A 20,150-nucleotide genomic window follows, 5' to 3' on the forward strand; every position below is an offset into this window, starting at 1 on the left:
TTCACTCTCTCTCCATGTTCAGCGGGAAATGACAGGCGTAAAGATGATTTTTGGCTCCCGACAGACGCGGCGTTTCAATGCATTTGCGTTGAGCATAGGGGCAACGAGGACCCAGGCGACAGCCAATCGGCAGCGATTCCAGCAGGGGGATCGCGCCCGGCAGCGTATTCAGACGACTCTTGTGCGGCATCGCGCTGCCAAAATCAGGGATCGCGCGGATCAGCGCCTGCGTGTACGGATGGTGAGGCGTGTTGACCAGCTCTTCGCTGACGGCGGTTTCAACAGTCTGCCCGCAGTACATCACGTCGATTTTATCCGCCCATTTGCTGAGCATTTGCAGGTCGTGGCTGATGAGCAAAATGGTGGTGTTGTTGTTCTGATTCAGGCGCGTCAGCAGGCGGAAGATCTGCGCCTGGGTAGTCGGCTCCATCGCGTTTGTAGGTTCATCCGCAATCAGCAGACGCGGCTGGTTGGCGAGGGCGATGGCAATCATCACCTTCTGGCATTCGCCGTCGGTGAGTTCATAAGGGAAACTGCGCATCGCATCCTTATGATCTTTAATCCCAACCCGGTGAAGCAATTCAATGGCGCGGCGTTTACGCCAGCCGAAGCGCTGCCACCAGCGGCCCTTATAGGTCCAGCCGGGAATGTTTTGCATCAGCTGTTTGCCCACGCGCTCGGACGGATCGAGGCAGGACTGGGGCTCCTGGAAGATCATTGAGACGTTGTGACCCACCAGCTTACGGCGCTCGCGCGGCGAGAGGCGCAGCAGGTCGATATCGTCAAAACGCATACGATCGGCGGTGACGCGCCAGTTGTCTTTCGCGACCCCGCAAATGGCTTTGGCAATAAGGCTTTTCCCCGAGCCTGACTCACCCACAAGGCCGCGAATTTCGCCTTCTGCAAGCGTAATGCTGATGCGATCGACGGCCTTAACCCAGCCTTCGCCGGTCTTAAATTCGATGGTGAGGTTGCGGATATCAAGAAGCGGCATTATTGCACCCCCGCGTTAATGGCACGGCGAATACCGTCACCCAGAAGGTTAATAAGCAGCACGCTCACCATAATGGCGGCGCCCGGCAGCATAACCGTCCAGGGGGCCACGTAGATAAGTTCCAGCGCATCGCCCAGCATGGCGCCCCATTCAGGCGAGGGCAACTGCGCGCCCAGATCGAGGAAACCGAGCGCCGCGATGTCCAGAATCGCCATAGACAGGGCGCGGGTGATCTCGGTGACCAGCCCGGCGGCAATGTTTGGCAGTACGGCAAACCATAAAATGTTGAGCGTAGTGGCACCGTCCAGACGGGCCGCGACAACGTACTCTTTTTCCAGCTCGCCATGCACCAGGCTGTAAACCGAACGCACCATGCGCGGCAGAATGGCCAGCCAGACGGCGAACATGGCATGGGAGAGATGCGGCCCGGCAAACGCCACCACGATAATCGCCAGCAGCAGAGACGGAATAGAGAGCAGGGTGTCGAGGATGTGATTGAGCACCGCCGAGCGCAGCCCGTGCGTTGAACCGGCAAAGATCCCCAGCGCCAGCCCACAAATCGTCGCCGCAAGGGTTACCACAAATGCCCCACCGACGGTGGGGGCCGCTCCGCTTAACAGTCGGCTTAATACGTCGCGCCCAAGATCGTCTGTTCCCAGGAAGAAGGAGACTTCACCGTAGCGTGACCACGAGGGCGGCAGCAGCTGATAGCCGAGGAACTGCTGATCGATACCGTAAGGCGCAAACCACGAGCCAAAGACGCACAGCAATACCAGCCCGCCACAGCCGTACAGGCCAATCATTGCCGTGGTGTCACCATAGAATTTACGCCACACGGTACGTAGCGCACCGGGCGTGCGCTTTTCACTGTAAACGTTATCGTAAGGCATACCATTCCTTATGCTTCAACGGGTTGGCCATGGCACCCAAAATATCGGAAATTACGTTAACAATAATAACCAGAGAGCCAATCACCATCACCCCTGCGGAGATAGCGGCGTAATCCTGCTGGCGAATAGCGTTAATCATCCAGCGCCCCAGGCCCGGCCAGCTAAAGACCATCTCGGTGATCATCGCCAGGGTCAGCATGGTCGAGAACTGCAGCCCCAGGCGGGGGATAACGGGCGGCAGCGCGTTGTGAAGGACATGACGACGCAAAATGGTCAAACGGGACAGTCCGCGCGTGGCGGCCGCTTTGACATAGTTTTGATCGAAGACGTCAATCGTGCTGATGCGCATCAGACGAATCACCTCGGTAGTCGGCGCGACGGCCAGCGTCAGCACCGGCAGAACCATATGGCGCAGGGCGCTAACAATCATCTCGTGACGCCAGACGGAATCTGACAGCCAGGCATCAATGATGGCGAATCCGCTCACGGTTTTTACTGTATACAGCAGGTCAAAACGACCCGACACCGGCAGCCAGCCCAGGGTGAGAGAGAAGAAAAGCGTCAGCAGCAGCGCCAGCCAAAATACCGGGATGGAAAAGCCGAGCAGGGCGAGGGCGCTGATAAACTTATCCTGCCACTTGTTGCGATATATCCCTGCCAGCATCCCCACCGGGATCCCGACCATCAGGGCAAAGCTGAAGGCCAGAATGCACAGCTCCATGGTGGCCGGGAAAACGTCTTTCAGCTGTTCGGAAATCAACTGCCCGTTAATGCTCGAAACGCCAAAGTCCCAGTGCAGCACGCCGTTGAACCAGAAGGCCCAGGCATCCCACAGTGAAGAGCCCTGAAGCGGCGCGTGCGGGGTGAAATAGCTCAGGCTGAAGCCCACGATGGTCAGGAAAAAGAGCGTCACCAGCAGCAGCAGGAGACGACGTAAGGTGTAAATGATCATGGTTTTTTCACCTCTTGCTCTTTTTCACGGAACACGCCGGCAAAGGAGGCGTTACCAAACGGACTCAGCACCAGCCCTTTGATGTCGTAACGATAGGCCTGAAGGCGCAGGGACGACGCGAGCGGCAGCACGGGCAGTTCCCGGGCGAGAATATTCTGCGCTTCATCATAAGCGTCGATGCGGGAAGCCAGCTGCTGCGAGGCCAACGCCTTTTGCAGTACGGCGTCAAACTCACGATTGCACCAGTGGGCATAGTTCGTCTGGGAATTTATCGCCGCGCAGCTCAGCAGCGGGCGGAAGAAGCTGTCGGGATCGTTACTGTCCGTGGCCCAGCCGGTCAGGGTTAAATCATGATTCATGTCCATCAGGCGCGCCTCCTGGAAACGTCCCTCGACCGGTACGATGATCACTTTAACCCCCACCTGCGCCATATCTGCCTGCAGCAGTTCGGCGGTTTTCAGCGGGCTTGGGTTCCATGCCTGAGAGCTTGTCGGAACCCAGAGCTGAAGCGTCAGGTTTTCAGCCCCCAGCGCTTTGAGCTGTTCGCGCGCCTTCGGGGGATTATATTCCGTAATTTTAGCCTCGCCGTCATACGCCCACGAGGCGCGCGGTAAAATAGAGGCCGCAGTTTCTGCCGTACCGTAATAGATCGACTGCATCAGACGCTGGTTGTTAATGGCCAGCGCCAGCGCATGGCGGACGGCTGGGTTATTCAGCGGCGGCTTGTCGGTGTTGAAGGCCAGGTAGGCGATGTTCATGCCCGGACGCAGCGTCAGGCGCAGGCGCGGATCGTCACGCAAAATCGTCAGCTGGCTCGCGGCAGGCCAGGCAAGCACGTCGCATTCACCGGTCAGCAGCTTTGACAGTCGGCCTGTACCGCCCGAACCCAGATCCACGACAACCTGCGGCATCAGGGGCTTGCCGCGCCAGAATTTCTCATGGCGCTGCAGGCGGATATATTGCCCGGCGCGGTATTCGGCCATCTGGAAGGGACCCGTACCGACCGGCTGGCGGTCGAGCTGCTCCTGACGATCCTGTTTGGTTAACTGCGCCGCATATTCGGCAGACATGACGGACGCGTAATGCGTTGCCAGATGCCAGAGGAAAGAGGCATCCGGCCGCTTCAGGCTGAACTCAACCGTCCGGTTATCCAGCTTACGAACGCTTTTAACGGTGTCGGCAAACTGCAGGCTGTCGAAATAGGGAAAGTTCCCCCCGTTTACGTTATGCCACGGGTGGTTACGGTTAAAGATGCGCTGGAAGGTAAAAACGACGTCATCCGCGTTCAGCCTGCGCGTAGGGGTGAACCACGACGTGTGCTGGAAGGCAACGTCGTCTCGCAGGCGAAAACGGTAGGTTGCGCCGTTATCCAGCACTTCCCAGCTCTCTGCAAGCTCGGGCACCAGGCGATAGGTATAGGGATCAACATCCAGCAGGCGATCGTAAAGCTGGGCGGCGAGGGTATCAACAATCAGGCCGCTGCCTGCTTTTTGAGGGTTAAAGGTATCAACCTGGCCGCTGACGCAATAGACGAAGCCGCTGTCGCGAATATCCGGGAGCGCAGCACGCTCGGGCGCAGCAGAGGCCATGCCGCTGAACAGACCGAGAGCAAAAAGGGATGATAAAACCAGACGCATAATTTTTAAGGTTTTTAGGTTCGATCTGCAAAGTGTATCGCACTTACGCCTGCTTCGTAAAAATGTCTGCGGGTAAGTGCTGATAATGTCAGCGCATTTGATGCTTTTTGAGCAATGCCCTTAATTGATGGTAGGTCAGACCCAGCAGTTCGGCCGCCTGCTTCTGGTTATATTTCGCCTGCTTCAGGCTCTGTTCCAGCAGCTGGTGCTCCTGATCGTGCTGGAACTGACGTAAATCGAGAGGAAGTGCAGGGGCATCTGCAGAGGCAGGCGGCAGGGCTCCCGGCTGCGTCTCGCGCTGGAAGGGGTCGATAATGATGTTGTCCAGCTCGGTTTCACTGCTGCCGTGCCGGTACACGGAACGCTCGACGACGTTTTTCAGTTCGCGAATATTTCCGGGCCACGGATAAGCCAGCAGCGTTTGCTGCGCATAGTCGCTGAAGCCGGGAAACAGCGGCAGGCCCAGCTCCCGACACATCTGAATAGCAAACTGTTCCGCCAGCAGCATGATGTCGCTGCGGCGCTCGCGAAGCGGGGGGAGATTCACCACGTCGAAAGCCAGACGGTCCAGCAGGTCAGCACGGAATTTATCCTGCGCCACCATTTCCGGCAGGTTGGCATTGGTAGCGCAAACCAGACGCACGTTAACCTGCAGAGGCTGGCTTCCACCGACGCGCTCCAGCTCGCCATATTCGATCACGCGGAGCAACTTTTCCTGTACCAGCATGGGGGCTGTCGCCAGTTCATCGAGGAAAAGCGTACCGCCGTCGGCACGCTCGAAACGGCCGGGATGACGTTTTTGGGCGCCGGTAAAGGCCCCGGCTTCATGACCAAAGAGTTCAGTATCGAGCAGGTTTTCATTTAACGCCGCGCAGTTTAGGGAGATGAAGGGGCCGTCCCAGCGGCCGGATAAATAGTGCAGGCGGTTGGCAATCAGCTCTTTGCCTGTACCGCGCTCGCCGATGATCAGCACCGGTTTATTCAGCGGCGCAAGGCGCGAAACCTGCTCGAGCACTTCCAGAAAGCTGTTTGCTTCACTTAATAAGTTATCTTTGTATCCAGCCATGATGAAATTAACCACTCCTTAGTGATATTCACCAGGTGAGGATAGTCTCAAGATGCACATTAATCAATCTCATCCAGTAAAATCAACGACATAAAAACTTGGCATGGGATTTGTATTATCGATACAGCAGGGCATCGCCCGATAACAGAAATGTGAGGATTGAATTATGGGTATTTTTTCTCGTTTTGCCGACATCGTGAACGCCAACATCAACTCGCTGCTTGAGAAAGCGGAAGATCCGCAGAAGCTGGTGCGTTTGATGATTCAGGAAATGGAAGATACGCTGGTTGAAGTTCGTTCCACCTCTGCACGCGCGCTGGCTGAGAAAAAGCAGTTAACGCGTCGAATTGAGCAGGCGACAGGCCAGCTCAACGAGTGGCAGGAAAAGGCGGAGCTGGCGCTGCGTAAAGATAAAGAAGATCTGGCGCGCGCCGCGCTGATCGAAAAGCAGAAGCTTGCCGATATGGTCACCGCGCTGGAACACGAAGTGACGCTGGTGGACGATACGCTTACGCGCATGAAGAAAGAGATTGGCGAGCTGGAAAACAAACTCAGTGAGACCCGCGCGCGCCAGCAGGCGCTGACGCTGCGTCACCAGGCCGCAAGCTCTTCTCGCGATGTTCGCCGTCAGCTCGACAGCGGCAAGCTGGATGAAGCAATGGCGCGTTTCGAATCGTTTGAACGCCGCATCGATCAGATGGAAGCGGAAGCGGAAAGCCACAGCATTGGAAAACAGAAATCGCTCGATCAGCAGTTTGCCGATCTGAAAGCTGACGACGACATCAGCGAGCAGCTGGCGGCGCTGAAAGCCAAAATGAAGCAAGACAACCAATAATAATTAGCGCGGCACCCTGGCGTGCCGCTATACAAGGAGTACACATGAGCGCGCTTTTTCTGGCTATTCCTCTGACCATTTTCGTGCTGTTCGTTCTGCCGATTTGGTTATGGCTGCATTACAGCAACCGCTCCTCGCGGGGCGATCTGTCCCAGAGTGAGCAACAACGTCTGGTGCAGCTGTCCGATCAGGCGAACAAAATGCGCGACCGTATTCAGGCGCTGGAAGCTATCCTGGATGCGGAACACCCGAACTGGAGGGACCGTTAATGTCTGGACTGAACCTGAACAAAAAATTGTGGCGCATTCCGCAGCAGGGCATGGTTCGTGGCGTTTGTGCGGGGCTTGCACACTACCTGGACGTACCGGTAAAGCTGGTGCGGGTAGTGACCGTGTTATCCCTGTTCTTCGGCCTCGCGTTTATTACCCTCGTGGCCTATATCATTCTGTCGTTTGTGCTTGATCCCATGCCGGATGGTGAACTGGCAGCGGAAGGCGCGCCCACCAGTCACGATATCCTTAATCGCGTGGATGATGAACTGGCAGCGGGCGAGAAGCGGCTGCGGGAAATGGAACGTTATGTCACGTCTGATACCTTTACGCTGAGAAGTCGTTTTCGTCAGCTTTAAGAGAGATTATTCATGAATCGAAACTGGCAACAGGCCGGTCAGAAGGTAAAACCCGGCCTGAAAATCGCAGGTAAACTGGTCCTGCTGACGGCGTTACGTTATGGCCCGGCGGGTGTCGCCGGCTGGGCGGTAAAAGCTGTTGCCCGCAAACCGGTGCGAATGCTGCTGGCCGTGGCGCTGGAGCCCCTTTTACAAAAACTGGCCAAACGGCTTTCTCGCCGCTACATGCCCTGATCATTTCGCATTGCGCGCGCCCTGTCTCAAACGAGAGCAGGGCGCGCGGCATTTTTGACTATTTTCCTTTCTTTTCATCCTTTCTTTGCAGCAGCTCACATTAATGCCTTTCCCTCATTTCAGATCGTGATTTTCTCCTTCCTGGTGCGTTGACAGATATTTTTCATGGGAGTAGATTGCTTTCCGTGGGACCGCTACCATGGAAAATAATGTGAACGCAAAAATTAAGAATTTAATCGATCTTGTTTACGGGGATTCGTTTACCGAGGGCCATCTAAAGATGCTTTCGGAAAAAATGGAAAGTGCTCGTGAGGTTATTACCGATAAACGTAAGCAGAATTGGGATGAAAAAGATGTGGTCCTGATTACCTACGCCGATCAGTTTTCTGCGCAAGGGGAGGATGCCCTGCCGGTGTTTACCCGGTTTTATAATAAGTGGCTTCGCCGTTCCTTTTCTCATGTCCATTTATTGCCTTTTTATCCCTGGTCCTCAGATGACGGTTTTTCGGTTAAAGATTATCACCAGGTTTCACCGGGAACGGGAACCTGGCAGGACGTTAAGGCATTAAATAAGTCTGCCTACCTGATGTTCGACTTTGTTTGCAACCATATGTCGGCAAAGAGTCAGTGGTTTGCTAATTACCTCGCTCAAAAACCGGGCTATGACGATTTCTTTATTTCTGTCGATCCCAATACCGACCTGTCCGCTGTTACGCGTCCGAGAGCATTGCCGCTTTTAACGCCGTTCAGGCTACAGGATGGACGCCTTCGTCACCTGTGGACAACCTTTAGTGAAGATCAGGTCGACCTCAATTTTGCCTCACCTCAGGTCCTCATCGCGATGGTGGAGGTGCTGCTTCATTATCTGGCCGAAGGGGCAAGTTACATCCGTCTGGATGCCGTGGGCTTTATGTGGAAGACACCCGGCACAAACTGTATTCATCTTGAAAATACGCATCGGCTCATTCAGCTTTTCCGCGCGATTACGGACGCAGTTGCACCGGGTACGGTCATCATCACTGAGACGAATGTTCCCCATAATGACAACATTTCGTACTTCGGCAATGGCGAAAATGAAGCGCACATGGTCTATCAGTTCTCCTTGCCTCCGCTGGTGCTGTATGCCGTGCATCATCAGAACGTACAGGCACTTTGTCAGTGGGCGGCATCGTTAACGCTGCCATCCACGAAAACCACCTGGTTTAACTTTTTAGCCTCGCACGACGGCATTGGTTTAAATCCACTGCGCGGTATTCTAACTGAGTCTGAGATCCTCTCCCTGGTGGAAAAACTTCAGCAGGAAGGGGCGCTGGTTAACTGGAAAAATAACCCTGATGGAACGCGTAGCCCTTACGAGATTAACGTAACGTATCTTGATGCCTTAAGCTCGCGGGACAGCGACGATAATAGCCGTATTGCCCGATTTATTCTGGCGCACGCGGTGTTATTGAGCTTTCCTGGCGTACCTGCCGTCTATATCCAAAGTATCCTGGGTTCACGCAATGATTATGACGGCGTAGAACGTTTGGGATATAACCGTGCGATAAATAGGCGAAAATACCTTGCCGGAGAAATCGACCGAGATTTCGACGATAATAAGAGTCTTCGCCATAACATTTATCATGCATTGAGCAAATTAATTGACGTGCGTCGCGGAGAGAAAGCATTTCACCCTGACAGTCAGGCTATTTTTTCTACGTCAGGCAAGCATGTGTTTAAAATAGTTCGCACAGCAGAGTGCGGTGAGAAAATTTCCTGTTTGTTTAATTTCAGTAATCATATTCAGAACATTGATTCGGATATTCACTCAGGCAGGGAATTGATTGCCGGAGATGATATTAGCGGTACGACTCTGACCCTAAATCCATGGCAGGTTATGTGGATTAAAGAAAACTAAAAAAGGACCTTAAAAATGAAAGTGCCAAGAATTGTGCTGTTATCAGCACTGGTTTCGTGCGCCCTGATATCAGGCTGTAAGGACGACAAGCAATCTGCTGTCACCATCGAGTTTATGCACTCATCGGTTGAGCAGGAGCGTCAGGCCGTTATCACGCAGCTGATTGAAAAGTTTGAGAAAGAAAACCCCACTATCACGGTGAAACAGGTGCCCGTGGAAGAGGACGCCTATAACACCAAAGTGATTACGCTGGCCAGAACCGGTGCGCTGCCGGAAGTGATTGAAGTCAGCCATGATTACGCAAAAGTCATGGATAAAGAGCAGCTGCTGGATCGCGCTGCGATCGCTGCAGCTATCAACGCCGTGGGCGAAAAGACCTTCTACGACGGCATCCTGCGCGTTGTGCGTACGGAAGATGGCGAAGCCTGGACCGGCGTGCCGATCAGCGCCTGGCTTTCCGGCGTCTGGTATCACAAAGACGTGCTTGCGGCGGCAGGTATCGCCGAACCCAAGAACTGGGAACAGCTGCTGAAAGCCAGCCAGACGCTGAATGACCCGGCCAAAAAACATTACGGTATTGCGCTGCCAACCGCCGAGAGCGTTATGACCGAACAGGCTTTCTCCCAGTTTGCGCTTTCCGGCGGCGCGAACGTCTTTGATGCCAATGGCAACGTAGAAATCGATACGCCAGAAATGTCGAAAGCGCTGGCGTTCTATAAAGGGCTCGCGGCAACTACCATGCCGGGGTCAAACGATGTCATGGAGATTAAAGACGCCTTTATGAACGGCTCGGCACCGATGGCCGTTTACTCCACCTACATCCTTCCGGCGGTCTACAAGGACGGCAATCCTGCCAATCTGGGCTTTGTGGTTCCGACTGAAAAATCCTCCGCCGTCTACGGCATGGTGACATCCCTGACGATCACCACGGGGCAAACGGAAGAGGAAACGCAGGCGGCGGAGAAATTTGTCACCTGGATGGAGCAGGCTCAAAACGCAACGGACTGGGTCATGATGTCGCCTGGCGCAGCGCTGCCCGTGAATAAGCTCGTGGTTGATACCGCAACATGGAAAGAGAACGACGTCATCAAAGCCTTCGGCCAGCTGCCTTATGAGTTGATTGCCCAGTTCCCAAATGTGCAGGTGTTTGGTGCGGTGGGCGACAAAAACTTTACCCGCATGGGCGATGTCACCGGCTCGGGCATTATCAGTTCCATGGTGCATAACGTCACGGTGGGTCAACAGGATCTCAGTGCAACGCTAAGCAACAGCCAGAAGCGACTGACCGACTTGATTTCACAACGATAGGAGCGCACTGCGAAGGGAATTATGAAGACGTTGTTTTCTGGTCGTTCAGATATGCCTTTCGCCATGCTGCTGTTGGCCCCCAGCCTGCTTTTGCTGGGGGGCCTCGTGGCCTGGCCAATGATTTCCAACATTGAAATCAGTTTCTTACGCTTGCCGCTTAACCCGCGCATAGACGCTGTTTTTGTCGGACTTGATAACTACATTCGTATTCTGAGTGATGCCGCGTTCTGGCATTCACTGTGGATGACATTCTGGTACACGGCGCTGGTGGTGATCGGCAGTACCGGGCTCGGGCTGGCGGTTGCCATCTTCTTTAACCGGGAGTTCCGTCTGCGGAAAACGGCGCGTTCGCTGGTCATTCTCTCTTACGTCACACCCTCTATTTCGCTGGTATTTGCCTGGAAATACATGTTCAACAACGGCTACGGCATCGTGAACTATCTGGGCGTCGACCTGCTGCACCTGTACGACCAGGCTCCGCTGTGGTTCGACAATCCCGGCAGCAGCTTTGTGCTGGTGGTGCTGTTTGCCATCTGGCGCTACTTCCCCTACGCGTTTATCTCGTTTCTCGCGATTTTGCAGACGATCGATAAATCGCTGTACGAAGCGGCAGAAATGGATGGTGCCAATGCCTGGCAGCGTTTTCGCATCGTGACGCTACCCGCAATTATGCCGGTACTGGCCACGGTCATTACGCTGCGCACCATCTGGATGTTCTACATGTTTGCGGATGTTTATCTGCTGACGACGAAGGTCGATATTTTGGGCGTTTACCTCTACAAAACCGCGTTTGCGTTCAACGACCTGGGCAAAGCTGCGGCTATCTCCGTGGTGCTGTTTGTCATCATCTTTGCCGTCATTCTGCTGACCAGAAAAAGGGTGAACCTCAATGGCAACAAATAAACGCGTAATGGGCCGTATCGGCTTTTATATGGGGCTGGCGGTATTTCTGAACATCACGCTGTTCCCGTTCTTCGTGATGCTGATGACCTCGTTCAAGAGTGCGAAAGAGGCGATATCTCTGCATCCGACCATCCTGCCGCAGGCATGGACGTTGCAGCACTACATCGACATTTTTAACCCGCTGATCTTCCCGTTCGTGGACTATTTCAGGAACAGCATGGTGGTGTCGTTAACCTCCTCGGTGATCGCCGTGTTCCTCGGTACGCTGGGTGCTTACGCCTTGTCCAAGCTGCGCTTTAAGGGGCGAGCGACGATCAACGCAAGCTTTTACACCGTCTACATGTTCTCCGGGATTTTGCTGGTCGTACCGCTCTTCAAAATCATTACCGCGCTTGGGATCTATGACACCGAGCTGGCACTGATCGTCACCATGGTGACGCAGACGCTGCCGACGGCGGTATTCATGCTGCGCAGCTATTTCGACACCATCCCGGATGAAATTGAAGAGGCAGCGATGATGGACGGGCTTAACCGCCTGCAAATCATCTTCCGTATTACCGTGCCGCTGGCTATCTCAGGGCTCGTATCGGTCTTTGTCTACTGCTTCATGGTGGCATGGAACGACTACCTGTTCGCCTCTATTTTCCTGTCCAGCGCCAGCAATTTCACCTTGCCGGTGGGGCTGAATACGCTCTTTAGCACGCCAGACTACATCTGGGGTCGCATGATGGCGGCATCGCTGGTGACCGCGCTTCCGGTTGTCATCATGTACGCGCTGTCAGAACGTTTTATTAAAAGTGGTTTGACCGCCGGCGGCGTTAAGGGCTGAGGCGGCCAATTTTAACAAGGAGTGAGTCATGAAAAAGTTAGTTGCGACAGCGCCTCGCGTAGCGGCGCTGGTGGAATATGAAGATCGTCCTGTGGCCGGGCATGAGGTAAAGATCCGCGCGCGTTTTGGTGCGCCGAAACACGGCACCGAAGTGGTCGACTTCAGAGCCGCGAGCCCGTTTATTGATGAGGAATTTAATGCGGAGTGGCAGCTGTTCACCCCGCGCGAAGAGGGGGCGGCGCGCGGTATTGAGTTCGGTAAATTCCAGTTGGGCAACATGATCGTCGGCGACGTTATTGAATGCGGTGCCGACGTGACGGAATACCAGATGGGCGATCGCGTGTGCTGCTACGGCCCACTGCAGGAAACCGTCATTATCAATGCCGTTAATAACTACAAGCTGCGCAAAATGCCGCAGGGCGCCTCCTGGAAAAACGCGGTCTGCTATGACCCGGCGCAGTTCGCGATGAGCGGCGTGCGTGATGCCAACGTTCGGGTAGGGGATTTTGTGGTGGTTGTCGGGCTGGGGGCAATTGGGCAGATTGCGATTCAGCTGGCGAAAAAGGCCGGAGCGTCCGTTGTGATTGGCGTAGATCCTATCGAACACCGCTGTGAAATTGCCCGTCGTCATGGTGCGGACGCCTGCCTGAATCCGATCGGTACGGATGTTGGCCTGGAAATTAAAAAGCTGACCGGCAAGCAGGGCGCGGACGTGATTATTGAAACCAGCGGCTTTGCCGACGCGCTGCAGTCCGCGCTGCGCGGTCTCGCGTACGGCGGCACGATCTCCTACGTTGCCTTTGCTAAACCTTTTGCGGAGGGCTTCAACCTCGGGCGGGAAGCACATTTCAATAACGCGAAGATAGTCTTTTCCCGCGCCTGCAGTGAGCCAAACCCGGATTACCCGCGCTGGAGCCGCAAGCGTATCGAAGAAACCTGCTGGGAATTGCTGATGAACGGCTATCTCAACTGCGAGGATCTTATCGATCCGGTGGTTACCTTTACCACCAGCGCGGAGAGCTACATGAAGTATGTCGACCAGCACCCGGAACTGAGTATCAAAATGGGCGTCACTTTTTAAGCTAAGGAGAGCAACAATGAAAATCGCAACGCAAAACCAGGCCTTTTTCCCCGCCCCAATTCTGGAAAAATTCGAGTACATCAAGGCGATGGGGTTCGACGGCTATGAGATTGACGGCAAACTGCTGGTGGAGAATCTCGACGAGGTAAAAGCCGCCATCAAAGCAACGGGCCTGCCGGTTACCACTGCCTGCGGTGGCTACGACGGCTGGATTGGCGACTTCATCGAAGAGCGTCGCCTGAACGGATTGCAGCAGATTGAACGCATTCTTGAAGCGCTTGCTGAGGTGGGGGGAAAAGGGATTATCGTCCCCGCGGCATGGGGCATGTTTACCTTCCGCCTGCCGCCGATGACCTCGCCGCGCAGCCTGGACGGCGATCGCAAAGTGGTGAGCGCATCATTGCGCTGGCTGGATGAGGTTGCGGCACGCACTGGTACTACCGTTTATCTGGAGCCACTGAATCGCTATCAGGATCACATGATCAACACTCTGGCGGACGCGCGGCGTTACATCGAAGAAAACGCGCTCAGGCACGTGCAGATCATCGGCGACTTTTACCACATGAACATCGAAGAAGATTCGCTGACGGACGCGCTGCACAACAACCGCGATCTGCTTGGACACGTCCATATTGCCGACAATCATCGCTACCAGCCGGGCAGCGGCAGCCTTGATTTCGCCGCTTTGTTCGACCAGCTGCGTGCAGACAATTATCAGGGCTACGTGGTCTATGAATGTCGTGTGCGCGCAGGCGATCCGGCTCAGGCTTATCAGGATTCACTTACCTATTTGCGTGAATGCTAAGGATGACCTGCGTGATGAGTGCTTCAACATCTTTGCCTCTGCGCGTCGCCATTATTGGCGCCGGGCAGGTCGCAGACAAAGTGCATGCCTCGTATTACGCCACACGCAGTGATGTTCAAATGGTGGCCGTCATGGACAGCCGCCTTGAACAGGCTCAGATGTTTGCCGAACGCCATGCTATTCGCTCTGCATGGCACGACATACACGAGATGCTGCGGGTGGTTAAGCCGGATGTGGTGAGCGTCTGTTCACCAAACCGGTTCCATTTTGAACATGTCATGGCGGCACTGGAAGCCGGGTGTCATGTGATGTGTGAAAAGCCGCCAGCCATGGCGCCACAGCAGGCTGATGAAATGCGGGTAGCGGCCCGCAGGGCGGGAAAAGTGCTGGCGTATGATTTTCATCATCGCTTTGCCCTCGATACGCAGCTGCTGCGTGAGGCCGTGCAGAACGGCACGCTGGGCGAAATCTACGTGACGACGGCGCAAGCCCTGCGTCGCTGCGGTGTGCCGGGCTGGGGCGTCTTTACCAATAAGTCGTTACAGGGTGGTGGGCCGCTGATTGATATCGGTATTCATATGCTGGATGCCGCGATGTACGTCTTAGGATTCCCGGCGGTGAAACGCGTGACGGCACACAGCTTCCAGAAGATCGGTAATCATAAAAACAACGGTCAGTTCGGCGAGTGGGACCCCGCTCAGTTTACCGTTGAAGATGCGCTCTTTGGCACGATTGAATTCTGTAACGGCGGCATTCTGCGTCTGGATACGTCGTTTGCGCTTAATATCCGCGAGCAGTCCATCATGAATGTTTCATTCTGCGGTGAGAAAGCGGGGGCCACGCTGTTCCCGATGCATGTCTACACGGATGAGGCAGGGGTTTTGCAGACCCTTATGCAGCGTGAAGAGGCGGATGACCAGCGCCATTTACGCAGCATGGAGGCTTTTGTTCGTCACGTTATGGGAGAGCCGGTGATGATCGCCGACGCAGAGCAAGGGCTGGTTATCCAGCAGCTGGTCGCCGCCTTGTATGAGGCGGCGGAAACAGGGGAAAGCGTAACGTTATGCTGAACCTGTCTTCTTTAACCGATCCGGGTTTTTGCCCGCATAGCCTGAATAAATATGCCTCCATTATGGCCTGCGGCAACGGCTACATGGGCATCCGCGCGACCCATGAGGAAGCCTATACCCAGCAAACGCGCGGGATGTACCTCGCGGGCCTTTATCATCAGGCTGGGCGCAACGAGACTAACGAACTGGTCAACCTTCCCGATGTCATTGGAACTGAAATCGAACTGGATGGGGTGAATTTTACTCTGTTGTCCGGTGAGACGGTGGCCTGGCAGCGAGAACTGAATTTCGCTAATGGCGAGCTGCGCCGCAGCGTTCTGTGGTGTTCACCGGAAGGGAAGCGCTACCGTCTGGAGAGCCGACGATTTGTATCGCTGGATCAGCTGCCGCTAATGGCGATGCAGCTGTCGATCACACCGCTCGATGCGCCTGCGCAGGTTGTGTTGAAGACCGGTATTGACGCGACGCAAACGAACAGCGGCAGACAGCACCTGGACGAAGCTTCCGTAAGAGTCTTCGACCAGCACGTTATGCAGGGCGTGTATGAAACGCAGGATCGCACAGCTGACGTGGCGATCTCCGCATTTTGTCGTCTCTCGGCTGACAGCGATAGCTGCTTCACCGCAAAGAATCGACGCGTATCGGTGCATCACGCCCTGACCGTACCGCAGGGTGACACTGTCACGCTTGAAAAACTGGTTTGGATCGTTCATCGCAGCGACAAAGCGCTTTCACAGGAAACGTTCGCGCGCGGTGCGCTAGCCGACCTCAAGGCTTGCGCGGCAAGAGGCTATGCGGCTTTGCTCGACAGCACCGCACGCGCCTGGGAAACCGTCTGGCAAGACTGCCGGGTACGGATTGACTCCCCGCATGCGCAGGATCAGTTGGCGCTGGACTATGCTGTCTGGCATCTGACGGCCATGACGCCCGCCCATGATGAGCGAAGCAGCATTGCGGCGAAGGGGTTGACCGGGGAAGGCTACAAGGGTCACGTATTCTGGGATACCGAAATCTTTATGCTGCCTTTCCACCTGTTCACGCGTCCGCAGGTCGCCCGCAACCTGCTGCGCTATCGCTGGCATAACCTGCCTGGCGCGCGTGAAAAAGCCCGCCGCAACGGCTGGCCGGGGGCGTTATTCCCGTGGGAAAGTGCCGCCAGCGGTCAGGAAGAGACGCCGGAATTTGCGGCGATCAATATCCGGACGGGCTTGCGCCAGAAGGTGGCCTCGGCGCTCGCTGAACACCACATTGTGGCGGACATCGCCTGGGCCGTCGTCGCCTACTGGCAGGCGACGCATGACGATGAATTTATGCGCAATGAAGGGCTGTCGTTACTCATGGAAACCGCATCGTTCTGGATGGGGCGGGCGACGGAAGTGAATGGGCGGCTGGAAATTCATGATGCGATCGGGCCGGATGAATACACGGAGCACGTTAATAACAACGCCTACACCAACTATATGGCCTGGCAGAACGTGGCCAGCGCATGCCAGTTCATGTCGCGGTTTGAGCGCAAGGACGCGCGCTTTACGGAAAATGCTAACCGCTTCCTGACGCGTTTATGGCTCCCCGAAGCTAATGCAGATGGCGTAGTGCCGCAGGATGACAGCTTCATGGCTAAACCGGCCATCGATTTGAGTCGCTATAAAGCGCAAGCCGGGAAACAGACCATTTTGCTGGACTACTCGCGTGCGGAGGTCAATGAGATGCAGATCCTCAAGCAGGCTGATGTCGTGATGCTCAACTACCTGCTGCCGGAGCGTTTTACGTCAGAGCAGTGTGCCGCCAGCCTCGCGTTCTACGAGCCGCGAACCATTCACGATTCTTCCCTGAGCAAAGCCATCCATGGGATTGTCTCCGCTCGTTGCGGAGAGATCGAAAGCGCATATGCCTTCTGGCGGGAGGGTATCGCGATCGATTTGGGCGACGATCCGCACAGCAGCGATGACGGCATTCACGCTGCCGCGACGGGGGCGATTTGGTCCGGCGTGATCCAGGGATTTGCCGGTTTACAGATAATCGACGGGGCGTTACATCTTGCTCCTGCGATGCCGCTGCACTGGAAAAAATTCGCATTCCCCCTGCGCTGGCGGGATGCGCGCATGCTATTTACCTTTGAAAACAAGGCGCTAACGATCGAAACCACGTCGCCCGTCAGCTTAACGCTGTGGGGAAAAGCGGTAATGACATCGGGGCGGCAGGTCTGGTCAATGAAGGATTTTCTTACGCCTGTTAATGGGACCGCTACCACGGAGGTGAGTGACGATGCTTAAAGCGGTTATTTTCGATCTGGATGGCGTCATCACCGATACCGCGCACCTGCATTTTTTGGCATGGCGTTCCGTGGCGCAGGAGATGGGTATCACCTTTGATGAGGCCTTTAACGAGCAGCTCAAGGGGATAAGCCGTATGGACTCTCTGCTGCGCATCCTTCGCCACGGCGGGAAAGAGGGCATGTTCAGCGATAAGCAGTGTCTGGCTCTCGCCAGTAAAAAGAACGAACGCTATGTCCAGTCGCTGGCTTCGCTAACCCAGCAATCCGTTCTTCCTGGCATCGGCGAGGTGCTGGCAAAGATTAGGGCGGCGAACGTCAAGATTGGGCTGGCGTCTGTTTCTCTGAACGCCCCTAAGATTTTGCACGCGCTGGGTATCCATCAGGCTTTTGATTATTGCGTCGATGCATCGCGCATTGTCTGCTCAAAACCGGATCCAGAAATATTTCTTACTGCCTGCGCTGGTTTGCATGTTCATCCCGAGCAGGCCATCGGTATTGAAGATGCCGTAGCGGGCGTTGAGGCTATCAACGCGGCAGGGATGTTGTCGGTGGGAATTGGGGCGGACCTGAAGCACGCGGGACTACAACTTCATTCAACGCGGGAACTGACCTGGAAATGCCTGACGGATTTTTGGGCGTCTCGATCAGAACTGAAAAGGAACTAACAATGGCTCAACTCTCCCTGAAGCACATTCAGAAAATCTACGATAACCAGGTCCACGTGGTTAAGGATTTCAATCTCGAGATTGAGGATAAGGAATTCATTGTTTTCGTGGGGCCATCAGGCTGCGGCAAATCGACAACGTTGCGCATGATCGCCGGGCTGGAGGAGATCAGCGGCGGCGAGCTGATCATTGACGGCGTCTGCATGAACGACGTGCCCGCAAAGTCACGCGACATCGCTATGGTTTTCCAGAACTACGCGCTCTATCCGCACATGACGGTCTACGACAACATGGCGTTTGGCCTCAGGATGCAAAAAATAGCGCCGGCAATTATTGAAGAGCGCGTGAGCTGGGCGGCACAGATCCTCGGTCTGCGCGAGTACCTCAAGCGCAAGCCTGGCGCCCTGTCCGGCGGCCAGCGCCAGCGCGTGGCTTTAGGGAGGGCGATCGTCCGTGAAGCCGGTGTGTTCCTGATGGATGAACCGCTCTCCAACCTTGACGCCAAACTGCGCGTACAGATGCGGGCAGAAATCAGCAAGCTTCATCACAAGCTTAATACCACGATGATTTACGTCACCCACGATCAGACGGAGGCCATGACGATGGCAACCCGCATCGTGATCCTCAAAGATGGCTTCATTCAGCAGGTTGGGGCGCCTAAGCAGGTTTATAACGAGCCCGCAAACATGTTTGTGGCAGGTTTTATCGGCTCGCCGGCCATGAACTTTATCCGTGGGGCAATCGACGATCGTTTCTTCGTGACGGAAACGCTGCGTCTGGAGATCCCCGAGGGTATGCTCGCTGTGCTGAACGCCAGAGGATACCAGCGTAAAGCCGTAGTGTTCGGGGTCCGTCCGGAGGATATTTTAACCCCACAAGCTGAAGGCGAGAATATTGCGGCAAAAGTCAGCGTCGCGGAGCTGACGGGGGCCGAATTTATGCTCTATGCCACCGTTGGAGGACATGAAGTGGTCGTACGCGCAGGGGCAGCGAATGACTATGCTGCAGGCGATACTATTACGATCCAGTTCGATATGAATAAGTGCCATTTCTTCGACGCGGAAACTGAAGCGGCTATTAGATAAGAAAGGTGTTCGCCGGAAATATCTATTTCCGGTTTTTTTGTTTGTTAATTATAAAGGGAATATTTTAATGAGTACTCTACTAAAAAGTGCTGCGCTCGTGCTGTGCGCAGGGGTTAGCTGCGCGCAAGCATCAGAAACAGCAAAACACTGGGACTTTAATATTGGTGCCATGTATGAAATTGAAAACGTCGAAGGTCAGGGCGACGATAAAGATGGATTATATGAACCTTCCGTCTGGTTCAATGCGACATGGGATGCATGGACAATCTCAATGGCTATGTATCAGGAGGGGCCGGTTGACTACAGCAGTATGACCCGAGGGACCTATTTTGATCGCCCTGAATTAGAATTACGCTATCGCTTTATTGGCACCGACGATTTTACGTTTGGGCTGACCGGAGGCTTCCGCAACTATGGTTATCATTTTAAAGATGAGCAGGGTGCCAAAGACGGAAGTGCAAATATGCAGCGCTACAAAGTGCAGCCTGACTGGGATATTAAATTAACCGACGACTGGCGTTTTGGCGGCTGGTTTGCGATGTATCAGTTTGCAAACGATCTGGAAAAAACCGGCTATTCCGACAGCCGCGTCGAAACGGAAACCGGCTTTACGTGGACCATTAACGAAACCTTCGCGGCTAAAGTGAATTACTATTTAGAGCGTGGATTCAATATGGACAGTTCCCGTAATAACGGTGAGTTTTCCACGCAGGAAATTCGCGCATACCTGCCTGTGTCATTAGGCCAGACGACGCTTACGCCTTATACCCGCCTTGGGCTTGACCGCTGGTCAAACTGGGACTGGCAGGACGATCCGGAGCGTGAAGGCCACGACTTCAACCGCCTTGGGCTTCTTTATGCGTATGATTTCAACAATGGTTTATCCATGACGCTGGAATACGCCTACGAGTGGGAAAACCACGATGAAGGCGACAACGACCGCTTCCACTATGCGGGCGTTGGCGTGAACTACGCGTTCTGATAAGCAGTTAGCCG

Annotated in this window: 20 protein-coding genes; 15 read left to right on the forward strand and 5 right to left on the reverse strand. The window is 54.8% G+C overall.

The annotated features are described in order from the left end of the window. Nucleotide 1 precedes the first annotated feature (1 nt). The 5 genes from sapD to pspF all read right to left on the reverse strand — a co-directional run bounded on the left by sapD (nucleotide 2) and on the right by pspF (nucleotide 5,539). Nucleotides 2-994 carry a putrescine export ABC transporter ATP-binding protein SapD gene (gene sapD / locus E0L20_RS02020; RefSeq protein WP_131632438.1) on the reverse strand — a complete coding sequence of 331 codons (993 nt, stop codon included), beginning with the start codon at nucleotides 992-994 and terminating at the stop codon, nucleotides 2-4. Beyond that, nucleotides 994-1,884 carry a putrescine export ABC transporter permease SapC gene (gene sapC / locus E0L20_RS02025; RefSeq protein WP_131632439.1) on the reverse strand — a complete coding sequence of 297 codons (891 nt, stop codon included), beginning with the start codon at nucleotides 1,882-1,884 and terminating at the stop codon, nucleotides 994-996. The genes sapD and sapC overlap by 1 nt, the downstream gene beginning before the upstream one ends. Then, nucleotides 1,871-2,836 (reverse strand): putrescine export ABC transporter permease SapB, encoded by a 966-nt coding sequence (gene sapB, locus E0L20_RS02030; RefSeq protein WP_131632440.1) that lies wholly within the window; start codon nucleotides 2,834-2,836, stop codon nucleotides 1,871-1,873. The genes sapC and sapB overlap by 14 nt, the downstream gene beginning before the upstream one ends. After that, a complete protein-coding gene (sapA, locus tag E0L20_RS02035) occupies nucleotides 2,833-4,473 on the reverse strand; it encodes an ABC transporter substrate-binding protein SapA (protein WP_131632441.1) in 1,641 nt (546 codons plus the stop codon). Before sapA ends, sapB begins: the two co-directional genes overlap by 4 nt. A gap of 88 nt (nucleotides 4,474-4,561) precedes the next feature. After that, complete coding sequence (gene pspF, locus E0L20_RS02040; RefSeq protein WP_131632442.1) at nucleotides 4,562-5,539, reverse strand: phage shock protein operon transcriptional activator; 978 nt, start codon at nucleotides 5,537-5,539, stop codon at nucleotides 4,562-4,564. 166 nt (nucleotides 5,540-5,705) lie between these two features. On the opposite strand from pspF, the gene pspA reads away from it, so the two are divergent. The 15 genes from pspA (at nucleotide 5,706) to E0L20_RS02115 (ending at nucleotide 20,136) form a co-directional block, all read left to right on the forward strand. Then, on the forward strand, nucleotides 5,706-6,374 hold the full coding sequence (gene pspA, locus E0L20_RS02045; RefSeq protein WP_131632443.1) for a phage shock protein PspA: 669 nt from the start codon (nucleotides 5,706-5,708) through the stop codon (nucleotides 6,372-6,374). A 44-nt stretch (nucleotides 6,375-6,418) separates the two neighbouring features. Next, nucleotides 6,419-6,643 carry an envelope stress response membrane protein PspB gene (gene pspB / locus E0L20_RS02050; protein ID WP_131632444.1) on the forward strand — a complete coding sequence of 75 codons (225 nt, stop codon included), beginning with the start codon at nucleotides 6,419-6,421 and terminating at the stop codon, nucleotides 6,641-6,643. After that, nucleotides 6,643-7,002, forward strand: a complete 360-nt coding sequence (pspC, locus tag E0L20_RS02055; RefSeq protein WP_131632445.1) for an envelope stress response membrane protein PspC — start codon at nucleotides 6,643-6,645, stop codon at nucleotides 7,000-7,002. Before pspB ends, pspC begins: the two co-directional genes overlap by 1 nt. Nucleotides 7,003-7,014: 12 nt before the next feature. Further along, nucleotides 7,015-7,236 carry a phage shock protein PspD gene (pspD, locus tag E0L20_RS02060; protein WP_131632446.1) on the forward strand — a complete coding sequence of 74 codons (222 nt, stop codon included), beginning with the start codon at nucleotides 7,015-7,017 and terminating at the stop codon, nucleotides 7,234-7,236. A gap of 199 nt (nucleotides 7,237-7,435) precedes the next feature. Then, entirely contained in the window at nucleotides 7,436-9,133 is a 1,698-nt protein-coding gene (locus tag E0L20_RS02065; protein ID WP_131632447.1) for a sugar phosphorylase, read from the forward strand. A gap of 15 nt (nucleotides 9,134-9,148) precedes the next feature. Then, a complete protein-coding gene (locus tag E0L20_RS02070) occupies nucleotides 9,149-10,441 on the forward strand; it encodes an ABC transporter substrate-binding protein (protein WP_131632448.1) in 1,293 nt (430 codons plus the stop codon). Between the two features lie 21 nt (nucleotides 10,442-10,462). After that, the gene (locus E0L20_RS02075; RefSeq protein ID WP_131632449.1) at nucleotides 10,463-11,344 is read left to right on the forward strand and encodes a carbohydrate ABC transporter permease; all 882 of its coding nucleotides are present in this window, start codon (nucleotides 10,463-10,465) and stop codon (nucleotides 11,342-11,344) included. Then, nucleotides 11,331-12,173, forward strand: coding sequence for a carbohydrate ABC transporter permease (locus E0L20_RS02080; RefSeq protein WP_131632450.1), 843 nt, complete (start codon nucleotides 11,331-11,333; stop codon nucleotides 12,171-12,173). Before E0L20_RS02075 ends, E0L20_RS02080 begins: the two co-directional genes overlap by 14 nt. Nucleotides 12,174-12,201: 28 nt before the next feature. Next, entirely contained in the window at nucleotides 12,202-13,254 is a 1,053-nt protein-coding gene (gene ycjQ, locus E0L20_RS02085; RefSeq protein ID WP_131632451.1) for a D-guloside 3-dehydrogenase, read from the forward strand. 16 nt (nucleotides 13,255-13,270) lie between these two features. Further along, a complete protein-coding gene (ycjR, locus tag E0L20_RS02090) occupies nucleotides 13,271-14,059 on the forward strand; it encodes a 3-dehydro-D-guloside 4-epimerase (protein ID WP_131632452.1) in 789 nt (262 codons plus the stop codon). Nucleotides 14,060-14,070: 11 nt separating this feature from the next. Beyond that, on the forward strand, nucleotides 14,071-15,129 hold the full coding sequence (gene ycjS, locus E0L20_RS02095) for a D-glucoside 3-dehydrogenase (protein ID WP_131632453.1): 1,059 nt from the start codon (nucleotides 14,071-14,073) through the stop codon (nucleotides 15,127-15,129). Continuing rightward, a complete protein-coding gene (locus E0L20_RS02100; protein ID WP_131632454.1) occupies nucleotides 15,123-17,402 on the forward strand; it encodes a glycoside hydrolase family 65 protein in 2,280 nt (759 codons plus the stop codon). Before ycjS ends, E0L20_RS02100 begins: the two co-directional genes overlap by 7 nt. Continuing rightward, the gene (gene pgmB, locus E0L20_RS02105; protein WP_131632455.1) at nucleotides 17,395-18,069 is read left to right on the forward strand and encodes a beta-phosphoglucomutase; all 675 of its coding nucleotides are present in this window, start codon (nucleotides 17,395-17,397) and stop codon (nucleotides 18,067-18,069) included. Before E0L20_RS02100 ends, pgmB begins: the two co-directional genes overlap by 8 nt. A gap of 2 nt (nucleotides 18,070-18,071) precedes the next feature. After that, nucleotides 18,072-19,154, forward strand: a complete 1,083-nt coding sequence (locus E0L20_RS02110; protein ID WP_131632456.1) for an ABC transporter ATP-binding protein — start codon at nucleotides 18,072-18,074, stop codon at nucleotides 19,152-19,154. A gap of 67 nt (nucleotides 19,155-19,221) precedes the next feature. Then, the gene (locus E0L20_RS02115; protein WP_131632457.1) at nucleotides 19,222-20,136 is read left to right on the forward strand and encodes an OmpG family monomeric porin; all 915 of its coding nucleotides are present in this window, start codon (nucleotides 19,222-19,224) and stop codon (nucleotides 20,134-20,136) included. The last annotated feature ends 14 nt before the right edge of the window (nucleotides 20,137-20,150 follow it).

Source organism: Enterobacter wuhouensis, assembly GCF_004331265.1.
GTDB lineage: Bacteria > Pseudomonadota > Gammaproteobacteria > Enterobacterales > Enterobacteriaceae > Enterobacter > Enterobacter wuhouensis.

Excerpts from the sequence above, each read along its gene's own strand:
- pspC (WP_131632445.1), top strand. The coding sequence starts at position 6,643 with ATGTCTGGACTGAACCTGAACAAAAAATTGTGGCGCATTCCGCAGCAG.
- sapA (WP_131632441.1), bottom strand. The coding sequence starts at position 4,473 with ATGCGTCTGGTTTTATCATCCCTTTTTGCTCTCGGTCTGTTCAGCGGC.
- pspA (WP_131632443.1), top strand. The coding sequence starts at position 5,706 with ATGGGTATTTTTTCTCGTTTTGCCGACATCGTGAACGCCAACATCAAC.
- E0L20_RS02075 (WP_131632449.1), top strand. The coding sequence starts at position 10,463 with ATGAAGACGTTGTTTTCTGGTCGTTCAGATATGCCTTTCGCCATGCTG.
- pspF (WP_131632442.1), bottom strand. The coding sequence starts at position 5,539 with ATGGCTGGATACAAAGATAACTTATTAAGTGAAGCAAACAGCTTTCTG.
- E0L20_RS02070 (WP_131632448.1), top strand. The coding sequence starts at position 9,149 with ATGAAAGTGCCAAGAATTGTGCTGTTATCAGCACTGGTTTCGTGCGCC.
- ycjQ (WP_131632451.1), top strand. The coding sequence starts at position 12,202 with ATGAAAAAGTTAGTTGCGACAGCGCCTCGCGTAGCGGCGCTGGTGGAA.
- sapC (WP_131632439.1), bottom strand. The coding sequence starts at position 1,884 with ATGCCTTACGATAACGTTTACAGTGAAAAGCGCACGCCCGGTGCGCTA.
- E0L20_RS02100 (WP_131632454.1), top strand. The coding sequence starts at position 15,123 with ATGCTGAACCTGTCTTCTTTAACCGATCCGGGTTTTTGCCCGCATAGC.
- sapD (WP_131632438.1), bottom strand. The coding sequence starts at position 994 with ATGCCGCTTCTTGATATCCGCAACCTCACCATCGAATTTAAGACCGGC.
- E0L20_RS02110 (WP_131632456.1), top strand. The coding sequence starts at position 18,072 with ATGGCTCAACTCTCCCTGAAGCACATTCAGAAAATCTACGATAACCAG.
- E0L20_RS02065 (WP_131632447.1), top strand. The coding sequence starts at position 7,436 with ATGGAAAATAATGTGAACGCAAAAATTAAGAATTTAATCGATCTTGTT.
- sapB (WP_131632440.1), bottom strand. The coding sequence starts at position 2,836 with ATGATCATTTACACCTTACGTCGTCTCCTGCTGCTGCTGGTGACGCTC.
- pspB (WP_131632444.1), top strand. The coding sequence starts at position 6,419 with ATGAGCGCGCTTTTTCTGGCTATTCCTCTGACCATTTTCGTGCTGTTC.
- E0L20_RS02080 (WP_131632450.1), top strand. The coding sequence starts at position 11,331 with ATGGCAACAAATAAACGCGTAATGGGCCGTATCGGCTTTTATATGGGG.
- ycjR (WP_131632452.1), top strand. The coding sequence starts at position 13,271 with ATGAAAATCGCAACGCAAAACCAGGCCTTTTTCCCCGCCCCAATTCTG.
- E0L20_RS02115 (WP_131632457.1), top strand. The coding sequence starts at position 19,222 with ATGAGTACTCTACTAAAAAGTGCTGCGCTCGTGCTGTGCGCAGGGGTT.
- pgmB (WP_131632455.1), top strand. The coding sequence starts at position 17,395 with ATGCTTAAAGCGGTTATTTTCGATCTGGATGGCGTCATCACCGATACC.
- pspD (WP_131632446.1), top strand. The coding sequence starts at position 7,015 with ATGAATCGAAACTGGCAACAGGCCGGTCAGAAGGTAAAACCCGGCCTG.